The following is a 15211-nucleotide window of genomic DNA, read 5'->3' as shown; positions in this document are numbered from 1 at the left end:
TGAGCCGACCAGTCACACCGGCGTCATATCCGCCATGCACGACGTTATGCACGCCTGACCGGCGTCGATCCGGATCGCCGCGCGCGCTCGCGCATCAATGCTTCGCGGTGACGATCGAAGACTTGAGGCCGTCGACCGCCTCCCGCAGCTCCATCCTCAACTGAGGCTCCACAGCCAATGCCTCGAAGGTCTGGTCGAGGTGTTGGATGAAGACCGACCAGTCGCTTGCCGTGATGTCGAGATGCGCATGCGTGGCGATCATGTCGCGGCCCTCATACCGCACCGGACCGCCCAATGCGGAACAGAGATAGGCGACAAGGAGCCTTTCCTCCTGGCGAATACCGGCCGTGCTCCGGTCGCTCCAAAAGCGGCCGACCTGCGGGTCTGCCTGCATGCGCCCCAGAAGGTCGCGCGACATGGCCGCAATACGCGCCCGTCCGCCGAGACGGACATAAGCCGAGCCTGCGGCGGGGCGCACGATATCGAGCGCTCTCAAGCGCGACGCCAAGGTCGAAGCATTCATCTGCAGAAGCTCGGCCGCTCCTCCGGAACCTGCCACTTTCCAATTGGCCGTCTCCAAGGCCGCAATGAGGTTGTTGCGTTCGAAGGCCGCGAACTCCGCCGCGGTTATGAACCCGCCGTCGGCATGATGTATCGGCTCGCGAGACGCCGAGAGCGCGGGAGCGTTCGCCGGAGCAGGCAGGATGCCCGCAAAATCCGGCTCATGCCCGAGAATGAGAAATCGCTCGAGCACGTTGCGAAGCTCGCGCACGTTGCCCGGCCAATCGTAGGTGCGAAGCCGTCTCGTCTGCGCTGCGGACAAGCGCGGCGCCTTCCGTCGCAACTTCGAAGCGATCTCCGAGAGAAAATGCGCGGACAAAAGCTCGATATCCTCGGGGCGCTCCCGGAGCGGAGGCACCTCGATCGGAAAGGTGCTGATGCGATAATAGAGATCGCGGCGGAAGCGGCCGGACGAGACGTCATTCAGAAGGGATCTGTTGGTTGCAGCAACGACGCGCACATCGACCTGGCGCGTGCGATCGTCCCCCACCTGCTCGAACGACATCTGCTGAAGGGCGCGCAGAAGCTTTCCCTGCAGCTCCGGTGGAATCTCACCCACTTCATCGAGGAACAAGGTCCCGCGATGCGCGCTCTCGAGGCGCCCCTTCCGGTCACACGTCGCGCCGCTGAATGCCCCCTTCACGTGCCCGAAGAATTCGCTTTCGAACAGATCTCTCGGGATCGCGGCGCAATTGACGATCACGAGCGGACCCGCCGCGCGGCGGCTGCGCTCATGAATGCGTCGTGCCACAAGCTCTTTGCCGACCCCCGACTCGCCGAGGATCAGCACCGTCGCGTCCGTCGGCGCAACCGCGTCGACGCGATGAAGGCATTGGAGAAGCGCGCGGCTCGAGCCGATGATGGCGGACGGCAGTTCGCAGAGCATTTGTTAAATTTCGTAATCAATTGCGATATGTCACGATACGCTCTTCGCGAGATTTCACAATGCCGCTTTGGTCTCCCGCGCGCACTCTGCTCAAGACCCTGGCGTCATTGATGTTTCCATGACAGCCCACTCTTGGCACGCCTCCTGCTACTTTCAGGAGAACGCGACGAGGAACCCGCCGAACGCGGGGCTGACAAGGAGGGAACGGAATGCAGAGATCACTTCTACCGCTGGCCGCGCTGCTGCTGGGCACGCTGCCGATCCACGCTGCCGAGATCGGCTCGAACGCCAACCCGTTGTCGTTCGGCGCGGATCAAACGATCATTGACGTCGGGAAAGTCGTCTGGAGCCCGCTCGAGGTAGAGGGTCTGGCGAAGGGCGCAGAGATCGCCGTGTTGCGCGGCGATCTCAGCAAGGGCCAAGCCGAGGCGTTGCTTCGCTTCCCGCCCGGCTACATAGTCCCCAACCATAGCCACACATCCGACGAGCTTTACATGTGGATCAGTGGCGGCTTCACGCTGATTGCTCATGACGGCACGCGGACCGCGTTTGCCGGTCCCGCCTACATCAGCTTTCCGGGCAACGCGCCCCCGCACGGACTGGAATGTGGAGAGGGCGCCCCGTGCGTGCTTTACCTGAAGCTCTCGCGCCCGTTCGATATCCAGTACTTCCCCGAGCCGCCGCCCAAAAGATAGTCTCGTCCCGCGTGCAGGATCGCCTGATACCCGCCGTTCCGGCGGTTCCTGCGCACTTCTCCGGCGTCTCGACATTCGGGAGGCGAAGCAAGATGATCAAACCGATGGCCGTCGCAAGCGCCTCGCTTCTGCTCCTGCTCGCACTCGTGTCGCCATCTTGGGCGACGGGCTTCAATCACGTTCTTAAGCCCGGTCGCTATAAGATCGAAGTGATCGTCGAAAATCCCCATAACGGATTACAGAAGACCGTTCGACACATCGAACGGTGCCTTGAGCCGCAGGCCATCACCAACCACGTCATCTTCGAAATGCTGAGCGATACGCCCGCATCCACGTGCCCGAAATACGAAATCTGCGCGGGCGAAACGCGGACCGGGTTCATGGCCCATTGTGTTCCCGCCTCGCCGACGTCCGCGGTCGGAATGTTTGCCCTCGAACCCGACAACTTTCGCGGTCGCATCGAGGTCAAGGACGGCAACGGTCAGCTCACCAATGTCGAAATCCAGTACGGCGAACGCCTCGGAGATTGCGGGCCGGCCGTCCCCGAGCAAACGCAAGGCCAGTAGCTCTTGCCTGCCGCCGAGCAATACGGGCGCGCGTCGAGATCCGATACCCTCGATTTCTTCCCGGCGCGTCCGAGCACACGAAGCGCCTCGCCGCGGAAAACGAGAATGTCCGGCGCTAAAACTCCCAGAGCCACGGCCGGCCACATTCCCCCAGCGTTTTTTACGAGATCGATGATCGGCGCTTCGCGCGGAGAGGCTCCGCGGCGATCAAGATCGAGCGTGTGACGTTGCGCTCAGATACGGCAATTCCCGGTCTCGCTTTTTTGTGCTCGTTGAGCCAGCTTTGCCGGGGTCGCCGCACTCCGGGGCCGGCCGCCTGATCGGCAACGCAAGCCTTTCCAGATCCTAGACGGGGAACCGCTGATGACCTTCGATCTCGCCATCGTGCTGCTGATGCTCGCGACTGCGGTCGCAATGTTCGTGATCGATCGGCCGCGAATGGACGCCGTCGCCCTTCTTGTCCTGGTGACGATGCCCCTCACCGGCATCGTCACCATGAACGAGGTCCTGGCCGGGTTCAGCGATTCCTCCATCATCCTGATTGCCGCCCTGTTCGTGATCGGCGAGGGCCTCGTGCGGACGGGCGTGGCGCGCCGGCTCGGCGACTGGCTCGACGTCCGGGCCGGTGGAAGCGAGAACCGCCTCCTCGTCCTGCTCATGGCGGCGGTGGGCGGCCTCGGCTCGCTGATGAGCTCGACCGCGGTGGTCGCCATCTTCATCCCTGTCGTGCTGCGCATTTCGCGAAACCGCGGGATGTCGCCCGGCCATCTCATGATGCCGCTCAGCTTCGCGGCCCTCATCAGCGGCATGCTGACCCTCGTCGCGACCGCACCGAACCTTGTCGTCAACGCCGAGTTGGCCCGTCAGGGCGCCAACGAGTTCGGCTTTTTCAGCTTCACGCCGTTCGGGTTGCCTGTGCTCGTTCTGGGCATCCTCTATATGATGTTCGCACGTCGGCTTCTGACGGGGGGAGCAACCGACCCCACGGCCTCCAATCGTCAGCCCACCTGGCGCGAATGGACCGAGCGCTACAGGCTCAAGGAGCGCGAGCAGCGGGCTTTCGTGACCGCGCGCTCGCCCCTCGTCGGCAAAGAGATCGACGAGCTGTCCCTGGCGGCCCAGGGCGTGAACATCATCGCGGTCGAAAGGGGAACTGGCCGATCCGCAAAGATGCTCCGCCCAACGCCGCAGATGCAGATCGAAGCCGGAGACATCCTGCTGATCGACGTCGACGCCTCGACGAACGCCGACGAGATCCTGCACACGGTCTACGCGCTGGAGCCGCGTCCCTTCGACGACAGCACGGACTATTTCAGCCACCGGTCGCAGGAGATCGGCCTGGTCGAGGCGATCCTTCCGCCCGAGTCGAGACTCGTCGGCCAGACCGTCCGCGAGGCGAACATCTCTCCGGACTACCATCTGACCGCAATCGGCCTGCGGCACGGCAACGACGTCGTGGCCGAAGGCTTGCAAAACGAGACGCTGAAGGCCGGCGATACGCTTCTCCTTGTCGGCTTCTGGTCCGACATCCGCACCCTTCAGGACGAGATCGCCGATATGGTCGTGCTCAACATGCCGGCCGAGCTCGAGGACGTTCTGCCCGCTGCCAGCCGTGCGCCTTACGCGCTTTCGATCCTCGGCCTGGTCGTCGTGCTGATGGTGAGCGGCGCCCTGCCGAATGTCCAGGCGGCCCTGATCGGCTGCCTGCTGATGGGGGCCTTCGGCTGCGTGGATTTCCATAGCGCCTACCGGTCGATCAGCTGGAAGACCCTGATCCTGATCGTCGGCATGCTGCCCTTCTCGCTCGCGCTGCAGCGGACGGGAGGCGTGGACTTGGCTGCGGACGGAGTGGTCCAGCTCGTCGGGGACGCTTCCCCACACCTAGTGCTGGCAACCCTCTTCGTGATCACGGCCGGCCTCGGCCTCTTCATTTCCAATACCGCGACGGCCGTGCTCATGGCGCCGGTGGCGATCGCCATTGCCAACGACCTCGGCGCCTCGCCCTATCCTTTCGCCATGATCGTCGCGCTCGCGGCCTCGACGGCGTTCATGACCCCGATCTCGTCCCCCGTGAACACATTGGTGGTCGGACCGGGCGGCTACAGCTTCGGCGATTTCGTCAAGGTCGGCACGCCGTTTGCCATCATCGTCGCGATCGTGAGCGTGCTGCTCGTCCCGATCTTGCTGCCGCTTCGGTAAACGCGGCCTGCACCTGCATGGACCGGCCCCCGAAAAGCGGAACTTCGCGCCAGCCCCTGCGATTTACGTTTCCGAACGACAGGCTCACTGAACGGTATGTTGTTTGATCCCAAAGTTGCTATCATGATCGGGTGCTCGGTTTCATCGGCAAGGATGATCAGAGCGCTGAGTAGGAGAGGATATCATGAGAATATTGTTGTCACTGATCGCACTTTTCGGCGCGATTGCCATCGCGGATATCGCCATCAGTCCGAATGCGAACGCGACGACTCTGGCCGCCGGCGCACACGCGCTCCAGGGCGCGCAGGCCGGGATGGTCGAGGAGGCTCGTTACACGTGCTGGTGGCGGAACGGCCGTCGGCATTGCCGCTGGGTTGGCCATCGGCGCGGGCCTCGTCATTGCTGGTGGCGGAACGGCCGCCGCGTCTGCCGTTGGTGAGCCGCCGTCACGATTGAGCTGATCCCACGCCGGAAATACATTTGCGAGCGTCAGGGCCCCGCCCTGGCGCTTTCGTTTTGCGCCCCGCCCGCGCCGTCGCCCCCTTATTCTCAACACGAAGAGAAATGGCTGCCGTTGCGTCCGCCGAGCGAAGACCGCAGCGTGGAGGCACAGGATGAGGCCGATGCGTGAGGCTTCGGGCGGATAGGATCCGAAGCGGCCGGGGCCTCAGGCGGCTTTGTCCTGGACTTCGATGAGGCGGACGATGTCGGCCATGATGTCGTTCAACTGGAAATCCTTCGGCGTATAGACCGCGGCGACGCCGGCGGACTTGAGCTTCGCCGCATCCTCGGGCGGGATGATGCCGCCGACGACGACCGGAATGTCGCCGAGCCCTTCCTTCTGCATGCGCTCCATCACCTCGCCGACGAGCGGCAGATGCGAACCCGACAGGATCGAGAGACCGACCACGTGCACGCTCTCGTCGACCGCGGCGCGCACGATCTGCATCGGGGTGAGGCGGATGCCCTCGTAGACGACCTCCATGCCGACGTCGCGGGCGCGGACGGCGATCTGCTCGGCGCCGTTCGAGTGGCCGTCGAGGCCGGGCTTGCCGACCAGGAACTTGATGCGCCGGCCGAGCCTCGCTGAGACGGCCTCCACAGCCGCGCGCACGGCATCGAGCTCGCCGCCGGGGCGTTCGGGCGCGGCCTGAGCGACGCCGGTGGGCGCGCGATACTCGCCGAACACACGCCGCAGCGTCGTGCCCCATTCGCCCGTCGTCACGCCGACCTTGGCGCAGGCGATCGAGCTCTCCATGATATTGCGGCCTTCCTTGGCCGCCGCCTCGAGGTCGCCGAGGGCCTTTTCCACCGCCTTGCCATCGCGCGCAGTGCGCCATGCCTTGAGGCGCTCCACCTGCTCGGCCTCAACGGCCGGATCGACGACCATGATGGCGCCTTCACCCGCCGTCAGCGGCGAGGGCTCGGTCTCCGTCCAGCGGTTGACGCCGACGACGATCTGCTCGCCGGTCTCGATCTGGCGCAGGCGGGCCGAGTTGCTCTCGACGAGGCGGCGCTTCATGTAGTCGATCGCCGCGATGGCGCCGCCCAGGCGCTCGATGGTTGCGAGCTCGGCCTTCGCCTCCTCCTTGAGCTGCGCGACCTTGCGCGAGATCTCGGCCGAGCCGTCGAAGATATCGCCATACTCGAGCAGATCCGTCTCGTAGGCCACGATCTGCTGCATCCTGAGCGACCATTGCTGATCCCACGGACGGGGCAGGCCGAGGGCCTCGTTCCAGGCCGGCAGCTGCACGGCGCGGGCGCGCGCCTTCTTTGACAGCGTGACCGCCATCATCTCGAGCAGGATGCGGTAGACGTTGTTCTCGGGCTGCGGCTCGGTGAGGCCGAGGCTGTTCACCTGCACGCCATAGCGGAACATGCGGTTCTTGGCGTCGGTGACGCCGTAGCGCTCGCGGCAGATCTCGTCCCAGAGCTCGCCGAAGGCGCGCATCTTGCAGATCTCGGTGACGAAGCGCAGGCCCGCGTTGACGAAGAACGACACGCGGCCCACGACGGTGCCGAACTCGGCCGCCGGCACTTCGCCCGATGCCTTCACCGTGTCGAGCACGGCGATGGCGGTGGCGAGCGCATAGGAGAGCTCCTGCACCGGCGTCGCGCCTGCTTCCTGCAGGTGGTAGGAGCAGACGTTGGTCGGGTTCCACTTCGGAACCTCGCGGTAGGAGAAGACGATCGTGTCCTTGATGAGCCGCAGCGAGGGCTCCGGCGGGAAGACGTAGGTGCCGCGCGACAGGTATTCCTTGATGATGTCGTTCTGGATCGTGCCGGTAAGCTTGGCGCGCGGGGCGCCGGTCTCGTCTGCGGTCGCAATATAGAGTGACAGCAACCAGGCCGCGGTGGCGTTGATCGTCATCGACGTGTTCATCTGGTCGAGGGGGATGCCCTCGAGCAGGCGGCGCATATCGCCCAGATGCGAGACCGGGACGCCGACCTTGCCGACCTCGCCGCGGGCGAGCTCGTGATCGGAATCGTAGCCGGTCTGCGTCGGCAGGTCGAAGGCGATGGAGAGCCCGGTCTGGCCCTTGGCCAGGTTTTTCCGGTAGAGCTCGTTCGACTTGGCGGCGGTGGAGTGGCCGGCGTAGGTGCGGAACAGCCATGGCTTGTCCCGCTCCGGGCCCTTGCCTGCCGCGCCGCTCGCCTTCTTGTCCGACATGCTCGTTCCTCGCCCGCAGACTATGCTGTCCCATAGCGTACCGGCCGCCGGGCGCAAGGCAAAAGTCTCTAATTCGTCACGGGAAAGAGGGCTCAGACGTGCAGACGGCGATCGACAGGGGCAGGGGCATCGTTGGTGAGCGGCGTGCGGATGCGGAGCGCAGCTTGGGCGAACCGCGTCAGGAGCACCATGACGACGAGTGCTACGGTCATGCCGGCGGTCCCGAACACCGCGCTATTGACGGCCTTCTCCATTCCGAGGACGAGACCGGCGGCTGTTGCGGTGTAGATCCCAGCCAAGCCGCCCCAGAACAGGAAGGGCGCGAAGACGTAGGCCAAGCCTTTTGTCGGTAGCGTGGCATGCATGAGGACAAAGGCTGCGAGCGCCAGCACCGCGACGATGCCGTAGGTCAGCCCGTCGGCCGTGGCGATCTCGCCGAGCACCTTGAAAACGCTCTCATAGCTCATGGCGTTCCATGTCCGTTCGCGCGCGCGAATGTCCGCGAGAACAAGTTTCTAGCCCGTTTTGATTAACCCTTCGTATGGTTTGGCGGCATGCCGGCCCCCCGTCCCCGCTGCGTTCCGCGCGCCGTTCCCGGGCCTGAGGCCGGCCCCGGCGGGCGATCTGGCGACAAACCCTTTATTGCGGCGCGAAAAAGTGCTTGAAACGGTGGCTGAAAGGTTCGGATGGGCCGCAGGGCGCAATCTTTTGGCCTGATCCACGTTCTCGACGGGGCACGTCATGCGCCTCTCGAATGGCGGGTCCACGGCCAACCTCCGGCCTTGGGGAGCCTTCACTTTCGCGTCAGGGAGAGACGAGAGCATGTCGAGCCAAAGCGCCGCAACCAAGGGCACCGCCAGTCAGGCTGCGCCTCAGGTGGTTGAGGCCAAGAAAGATCTCTACGAAATCGGAGAAATTCCGCCGCTCGGCCACGTGCCGAAGAATATGTACGCCTGGGCCATCCGTGCCGATCGTCATGGCGAGCCGGACAAGGCCATGCAGGTCGAGGTGCTTCCCACGTGGGAGCTCGACAGCCATGACGTGCTCGTGCTCGTCATGGCGGCCGGCGTCAACTACAACGGCGTCTGGGCGTCGCTCGGCACGCCGATCTCGCCCATCAACGACGTGCACAAGAACCCGTATCACGTGGCGGGCTCGGACGCGTCGGGCATCGTGTGGGCGGTCGGCTCCAAGGTGAAGCGCTGGAAGGTTGGCGACGAGGTCGTCATCCACTGCAACCAGGACGACGGTGACGACGAGGAGTGCAACGGCGGCGATCCGATGTTCTCGCCCAGCCAGCGCATCTGGGGCTACGAGACGCCGGACGGCAGCTTCGCGCAGTTCTGCCGCGTGCAGGACCGCCAGCTTCTCGAGCGCCCCAAGCATCTCACCTGGGAAGAAGCGGCCTGTTACACGCTGACTCTCGCCACCGCCTACCGCATGCTGTTCGGCCACCGTCCGCACGTGCTGCGTCCCGGCCATAACGTGCTCGTCTGGGGCGCCTCCGGCGGCCTCGGCTCGTTCGCCGTGCAGCTCTGCGCCACCTCGGGCGCCAATGCCATCGGCGTCGTCTCCGAGGACGACAAGCGCGACTTCGTCATGCAGCTCGGCGCCAAGGGTGTCATCAACCGCAAGAACTTCAAGTGCTGGGGGCAGCTGCCGAAGGTCGGCACGCCCGAGTACAACGCCTGGCTCAAGGAGATGCGTAGCTTCGGCAAGGCGATCTGGGATATCACCGGCAAGGGCGTCAACGTCGACTGCGTGTTCGAGCATCCCGGCGAGGCGACGATCCCGGTCTCGGTGCAGGTCGTGAAACGCGGCGGCATGGTGGTCATCTGCGCCGGCACGTCCGGCTACAACCTGACCATGGACGCACGCTATCTCTGGATGCACCAGAAGCGCGTACAGGGCTCGCACTTCGCCAACCTGCAGCAGGCGAGCCAGGCCAACAAGCTCGTCGTCGAGCGGCGCATCGATCCGTGCATGTCGGAAGTGTTCTCCTGGTCCCAGATCCCGAAGGCGCACATGCGCATGCTCAAGAACGAGCACAAACCGGGCAACATGGCGGTGCTGGTCTCGGCGCCGACGACGGGCCTCCGGACGTTCGAGGACGTGCTCGAGGCGAGCCAGGCGCGGTTCGGGGCGGATTGAGAGATCTGCACTCGGCAGTCGGGAAAGCGCGGCAGGAATGCCGCGCTTTTTCATTTCTTGCGCGTGAGGTCGGCGCAGCCGGCAGTGGCTTCGGGACCGGATTCGACGTAGCAGGCGGCGATGCGGTCCGGGCCCAGGATGCGGCCGTGGTTATAGCCGTGGCTGTCGGAGGCGACCCACGTAAATGAGATGTCGTCTGGGTAGATCACGCCGAAAAAGCTCTTTGTGCCGCCGGCGTATGTGAAGTGGCCGCGGAAGCGGCGGTCCTGCTGCTCGGTGATCTCGACCGTCTTGGTGCCCCAGATCCGATAGCCCTTCTTGTCGGAGACCGTGCGGTTCTCGCCGACCCATGTGCCGACGAGATTGGGGATATGTGCCTCGTCGTCCGCGCGTGCGGGCGACCAACCGAGGATGGCCGCCAGCGCCAGCCCGACGGGCAACGCTGCAAACGTGCGTGGATGCATCGACAGGCTCCCTTAGTGGTTGCCGTTGGCGAGCTTCTTCAGCTCCATGATGCCGCGGTTGAGCTCGGCGCCGAGCAGGATGATGACCGCCGTCACCTGAAAGAAGATCATCGCGATCATGAGCTGCGAGAGGCCCGCATAGAAACGCGCGTAGTTGCTGATCGAAAGATAGTAGGAATAGAAGGCGGCGATCGCGAGCCAAAGCACGACGGACAAGGCGACGCCGGGCCATACGTCGGCGAGGCGGCGCTTGCCGGCCGCGAGCCAGAGATGGAAGGCGAGAAGCTGCGAGCCGATGACGGCAGCACCCAGCATGTAGCGCACCACCGGCGCCAGCCATGTCGAATCGACGATGGAGCGCATCAGAGACGGCTTCACCCACGACGGCTCGAACTGAGCCGCGAGCGCCGGCCCGACGACCACCGCCCAGGTCAAGACCAGCATCGAGGCGGCGCTGATCAGGACGAGCAGCATGCTGAAGGCAAGGCAGACGGGGTATGAGCGGGTCTCCACCACGCGATAGGCGCCGTTGAGCGCCGCGCGCAACGTCTCGACGGCGCTGGTCGCGAAGAAGAACGCCAGAAAGCCGCCGAAGGTCAGGAGATCGATGCGCGTGCGCCCCATGATGGCGTCGACCTGCGGCGCCAGCGCCTCGGCCACGTCCGGCGGCAGGTTCTGGAAGAGCTGCGCGACCGCCTCCGCCGCGAGCTCCCGGCCGCCGAACAGGCCCGCGAGCCCGCCGAGGAAGATGCAGAACGGGAACAGAGACACGACGAACGAGAAGGCGACCGCCCCCGCCATGGCGAAGCCGGAGTGCTCATAGAGACGGTAGATGGCGGCGAGCAGGGTGCGATAACGCTTCATCGGCAGGCAATCTGGCGGCGGTCGGGCTGTTGGCGCGCCGCGACCCTAGGCTGTGACGTGAGGACTGGAGGGGCATCGACGCGGGAACCTTCGTGCGGCCGGCCGGAGCGAAAGCACTGCAACCCTCCAGGGCAAGCAAGCTTTGGCGACGAGCCGGCAGCCGGAAAGGGCCGCGCTCCTCCCGAATGAGCAAAAAATTGGCCAAGGGCCAGGAAAACCGCGTAGCGCGAGCCGCATGCATCGCGCAAGCGGTTTGAAACCGCCCTTGGCCGGGCCTGCCTCATCGATGCTCCATCGGATACGGGAGGCCGAGCCTAGTCCATCGCGGGAGGCTCGGTCCATGCCCTCGCCGCCACGCCCGCCACGAAACAGACCCACGCTCATCGTCCGGGCCTGCAGGGACGCCCGAGCGAGCGTCCCCCGTGTGTTCCTGTCGCTGGGACGCGGGATTGACTTGACGTCGGGGTCGGACTTTTGCAGATGGCGTCTTGAAAAAGCGGGCTCGCGGGCCGCGAAAGAAACAGTCCCTAATCATAGGGCGAGCGGAGGAGACGGATCGATGTCGGCTGTTGAGAACCTTCTGGCTGCGGGCCCGCAACGGCTGATTTCACGAACGGCGGACGCCGTCACGGCCGCGCAAAAAATCCTGGACCTCGCCAAGACCGGCGTCAGAGGCCGGATCGCGGAGGCGGGCGGGGTCGATCAGGCCCAGCACGCCGCGCACGGCCTCGCCTGGCTTGCGACCACGGTCGAAGCGCTGCGCCAGATGAACCTGTGGGCCGCGCGGCTCCAGGAGGAAGGCTCCTTCGGCGAGTTCGAGCAGTTGCTCCTGATCGCGGCCTTCGCCGAGTACGGCGCCCAGATCGCGGGCGGCATCCCCATGAGCCAGCTCGAGCTGATCCGCCCGGAGGCGCTCGGCATCGCCAAGGCCGACATCCGCGCCTATGAGGACGCGGTGGCGGACGTGATCGCGGCGGGCAGCGCCGACAGCGTGAAGGCCAGGCTCGCGGAGTTCATCCAGCATGCGCAGGGCGCCACGACGTTCGGCAACTCGGGCCTCGACGAGACGATGGCTGCCATTCACGAGCAGATGCGCTCGTTCTCGGAGGCCGAGGTCGTCCCGCATGCGCACGAGTGGCATCTCAAAAACGAGTACATCCCGCTCGAGATCATCCAGCAGGTCGCCGAGCTCGGCGTGTTCGGCCTTACGCTGCCCGAGGAGTACGGCGGGCTCGGCCTCGGCAAGCTCGCCATGTGCGTCGTCTCGGAGGAATTGAGCCGCGGCTACATCGGCGTCGGCTCGCTTGGCACGCGCGCCGAGATCGCGGGCGAGCTGATCCACAACAACGGCACGCCGGAACAGAAAGAAAAGTATCTGCCCAAGATCGCCAGCGGCGAATGGCTGCCGACGGCGGTGTTCACCGAGCCGAACACGGGCTCCGACCTCGCCTCGCTCAAGACGCGCGCCGTCAAGGAGGGCGACGTCTACAGGATCACGGGCCAGAAGACCTGGATCACGCATCCGGTGCGTGCCGACATCATGACCGTGCTGACGCGCACCAACCCGGACGAGAAAGGCTACAAGGGCCTCTCGATGTTCATCGCCGAGAAGCCGCGCGGCACGGACGAGGATCCCTTCCCGGCCAAGGGCATGACGGGCGGCGAGATCGAGGTCCTGGGCTATCGCGGCATGAAGGAGTACGACATCTCCTTCGACGGCTTCGAGGTGCCGGCGGAGAACCTTCTCGGCGGCGTCGAGGGCCAGGGCTTCAAGCAGCTCATGAACACGTTCGAGGGCGCGCGCATCCAGACGGCGGCGCGCGCGGTGGGCGTTGCCCAGTGCGCCATGGACCTCGCGCTCAAGTACGCGCTCGAGCGCGTTCAGTTCGGCAAGCCCATCTATGCGTTCCCGCGCGTCGCCAACAAGGTCGTGATGATGGCGGTCGAGACCATGATCGCACGCCAGCTCTCCTATTTCGCGGCGCGCGAGAAGGACGAGGGTCATCGCTGCGACCTGGAAGCCGGTATGGCGAAGCTGCTTGGTGCTCGCGTCGCCTGGGCCAACGCAGACAACGCGCTGCAGATCCACGGCGGCAACGGCTTCGCGCTCGAGTATCCCGTCTCGCGCGTGCTCTGCGATGCGCGCATTCTCAACATCTTCGAAGGCGCCGCCGAGATCCAGGCCCAGGTCATTGCGCGCCGCCTGCTCGAGGACAAGGGCTGAGGTCCGCTCTCGCGAGCCGTTCTTTATTCGGGGTCAGGCCGGCGGGTCTGGCCCCGTGTTTTTTGGGTTTTCGGGCTCCTTGCCCGGAGCAGTTGATTTCGGGGGCGGTTTCGCAGTTTAAAGCCTGATCTGCCGATTGAGCCGGAGCTTACGAATGCGTCGTCTCTTGTCGTCCGTACTTGCGACTGTCCTGCCACTCGCGGCCGCCTCGGCTGCGGTCGAATTCCCGAAGCTCGGCGCCTTCGAGCCGGGATCGGGAAAAATCTGGTTCTCGGGTTGTACCTTCGAGGCCGACCGCTACGTCAGCTGCAAGTCCGCGGCACCGGAGGTCATCGAGGCGATCAGCAATCCCGGCGACCAGACCCCGGGTCTCGCGCTGCAGACATTCGTCAGCGATGTGTTCATCGAGAAGGGGTGCGCGTTCGAGGCGGCGCCCGAGAGCTTCCGCGTCAACGGCATCTTTCTGTCGTTCGACAGCAACGCCGCCAAGGACATTCGCTGCAAGGGCAAAGCGGCGACGCTTGTCTTCGGCCCCGAGGGCATGTCGCTCCAGGACACGGTTTTCTTCTTCAGAGACGGGCCGGCAGAGTGAGTCGCTCCATCCTCATCACCGGCTGTTCATCGGGCATCGGGCTGGCCTCGGCGCGCATCCTGCATGAGCGCGGCTGGCGCGTGCTGGCGACGGCGCGCACCCCCGAGGACCGCGAGATGCTCGCTTGCGAGCTCGGCGTCGAGGCCCTGCATCTCGATCTCGCCGACGCGGACTCGATTGCCGCCTGCGCGACGGAGGCGCTCGAGCGCACCGACGCCAACCTCGATGCCGTCTTCAACAATGCGGCGTTCGGCCAGGTCGGCGCGGTGGAGGACCTCTCCCCTGAGATCCTGCGCCGGCAGATCGAGGTCAATCTGATCGGCACGCACGACCTCACGCGACAGCTCATCCCCGCCATGCGGGCCGCCGGCCGGGGGCGCATCGTGCAGTGCTCCTCCGTGCTCGGGTTCGTGGCCGGGCCTTATCGCGGCGCCTACTGCGCCTCGAAGTTCGCGCTCGAAGCGCTGAGCGATGCGATGCACCATGAGCTCCGGGGCACCGGCATCCGCGTTTCCATCATCCAGCCGGGCCCGATCCGGACGCGGTTCGTCGAGCACGCGCTCGCAAACTTCCGCGCCAATATCGACATCGATGGCTCTCCGCACCGCGCCACCTACCTCGCGCGCCTTGCGTCGATGGAGCAGGGAGGCAAGTCGACGTTCAAGCTCGAGCCCGAGGCCGTCGCCGCCAAACTCGTCCATGCCGTGGAGAGCCCGCGGCCGCGGCGACGCTACAAAGTGACGATCCCGACGTACCTCGCGGCGGCGGGAAAGCGCGCGCTTCCCCCCTCCCTCGCCGATTGGCTGATACAGCGCCTTTGAGCGCCGCACCCGCCGGCCCGCGTCCGGTTCACACTTCTTCAACCTTGAACTTTTATCTTGCATCCTCTGATGTTGCAGAGATGACACGTGTGCGTTGCGCACGCGCCCCTACCGCCATGGCAGCGTGGATTTGGCCGGATATGCCGCTCCTCGAAACGATCACCGCATTGTTCCGCGGCCGAACGACGGACAGCGCGCGCGGCAAGCGCGGGAAGAGCGCAGCGGATCTCCGCAGGACACGGCGCATCCCGCAACGGATGCGCAGCGGTTACGTGTGGACGGACAAGCTGATCACGCCGCGCGCCTGCATGTTCCGTGACCTCTCGACGGGCGGCGCGCGCGTCGAGATCCTCGGCGAGCCGATCAAGATGAGCCTCCTCCTCGACGGCGTGAAGCTCTACTTCGAAACCGAGAAGCACGAGGTTCCGTGCGCCGTTGCCTGGATGAAGGGCTCCATGCTGGGCCTCAAGTTCGAAGGCCGCCCGCGCCCGCCGTCGCGCAAATACAAATAAGACCG

At 65.2% G+C, this 15211-nt stretch carries 13 protein-coding genes; 8 read left to right on the top strand and 5 right to left on the bottom strand.

Annotated features, from left to right (window positions below; genetic code table 11):
• Window positions 1-94: 94 nt before the first annotated feature.
• Entirely contained in the window at window positions 95-1447 is a 1353-nt protein-coding gene (locus V7082_RS01560; RefSeq protein ID WP_334145744.1) for a sigma 54-interacting transcriptional regulator, read from the bottom strand.
• 209 nt (window positions 1448-1656) lie between these two features.
• Here V7082_RS01560 and V7082_RS01555 point away from each other — a divergent pair, with 209 nt between their 5' ends.
• From V7082_RS01555 to V7082_RS01545, 3 genes are all read left to right on the top strand, one after another.
• Window positions 1657-2142, top strand: a complete 486-nt coding sequence (locus V7082_RS01555; RefSeq protein ID WP_334145743.1) for a cupin domain-containing protein — start codon at window positions 1657-1659, stop codon at window positions 2140-2142.
• Between the two features lie 92 nt (window positions 2143-2234).
• Complete coding sequence (locus V7082_RS01550; RefSeq protein ID WP_334145741.1) at window positions 2235-2708, top strand: hypothetical protein; 474 nt, start codon at window positions 2235-2237, stop codon at window positions 2706-2708.
• Between the two features lie 363 nt (window positions 2709-3071).
• Complete coding sequence (locus V7082_RS01545; protein WP_334145739.1) at window positions 3072-4907, top strand: SLC13 family permease; 1836 nt, start codon at window positions 3072-3074, stop codon at window positions 4905-4907.
• Between the two features lie 667 nt (window positions 4908-5574).
• On the opposite strand, the gene V7082_RS01540 is transcribed toward V7082_RS01545, so the two are convergent.
• On the bottom strand, window positions 5575-7578 hold the full coding sequence (locus V7082_RS01540; RefSeq protein ID WP_334145737.1) for a protein meaA: 2004 nt from the start codon (window positions 7576-7578) through the stop codon (window positions 5575-5577).
• 92 nt (window positions 7579-7670) lie between these two features.
• Complete coding sequence (locus V7082_RS01535; protein WP_334145736.1) at window positions 7671-8045, bottom strand: hypothetical protein; 375 nt, start codon at window positions 8043-8045, stop codon at window positions 7671-7673.
• Between the two features lie 355 nt (window positions 8046-8400).
• Between V7082_RS01535 and ccrA the strand changes: the two genes are divergently transcribed.
• Window positions 8401-9729: a crotonyl-CoA carboxylase/reductase gene (gene ccrA, locus V7082_RS01530; RefSeq protein ID WP_334145735.1), complete on the top strand. Its 1329-nt coding sequence runs from the start codon at window positions 8401-8403 to the stop codon at window positions 9727-9729.
• A 50-nt stretch (window positions 9730-9779) separates the two neighbouring features.
• On the opposite strand, the gene V7082_RS01525 is transcribed toward ccrA, so the two are convergent.
• The gene (locus V7082_RS01525) at window positions 9780-10193 is read right to left on the bottom strand and encodes a hypothetical protein (protein ID WP_334145734.1); all 414 of its coding nucleotides are present in this window, start codon (window positions 10191-10193) and stop codon (window positions 9780-9782) included.
• Window positions 10194-10205: 12 nt separating this feature from the next.
• Window positions 10206-11057 (bottom strand): YihY/virulence factor BrkB family protein, encoded by an 852-nt coding sequence (locus tag V7082_RS01520; protein ID WP_334145732.1) that lies wholly within the window; start codon window positions 11055-11057, stop codon window positions 10206-10208.
• A gap of 559 nt (window positions 11058-11616) precedes the next feature.
• On the opposite strand from V7082_RS01520, the gene V7082_RS01515 reads away from it, so the two are divergent.
• The 4 genes from V7082_RS01515 (at window position 11617) to V7082_RS01500 (ending at window position 15206) form a co-directional block, all read left to right on the top strand.
• Window positions 11617-13281 carry an acyl-CoA dehydrogenase family protein gene (locus V7082_RS01515; protein ID WP_334145731.1) on the top strand — a complete coding sequence of 555 codons (1665 nt, stop codon included), beginning with the start codon at window positions 11617-11619 and terminating at the stop codon, window positions 13279-13281.
• Window positions 13282-13435: 154 nt separating this feature from the next.
• Entirely contained in the window at window positions 13436-13873 is a 438-nt protein-coding gene (locus tag V7082_RS01510; RefSeq protein ID WP_334145730.1) for a hypothetical protein, read from the top strand.
• The gene (locus V7082_RS01505; protein ID WP_334145729.1) at window positions 13870-14694 is read left to right on the top strand and encodes an SDR family NAD(P)-dependent oxidoreductase; all 825 of its coding nucleotides are present in this window, start codon (window positions 13870-13872) and stop codon (window positions 14692-14694) included. The genes V7082_RS01510 and V7082_RS01505 overlap by 4 nt, the downstream gene beginning before the upstream one ends.
• A gap of 140 nt (window positions 14695-14834) precedes the next feature.
• Complete coding sequence (locus tag V7082_RS01500) at window positions 14835-15206, top strand: PilZ domain-containing protein (protein ID WP_334145727.1); 372 nt, start codon at window positions 14835-14837, stop codon at window positions 15204-15206.
• Window positions 15207-15211: the final 5 nt, after the last annotated feature.

The sequence above is a fragment of the Hyphomicrobium sp. genome, assembly GCF_036833075.1.
Taxonomy (GTDB): Bacteria; Pseudomonadota; Alphaproteobacteria; order Rhizobiales; family Hyphomicrobiaceae; genus Hyphomicrobium_C.
Note: the sequence above shows the minus strand (reverse complement) of the source record. Positions and strands in the feature narration are given on the sequence as shown.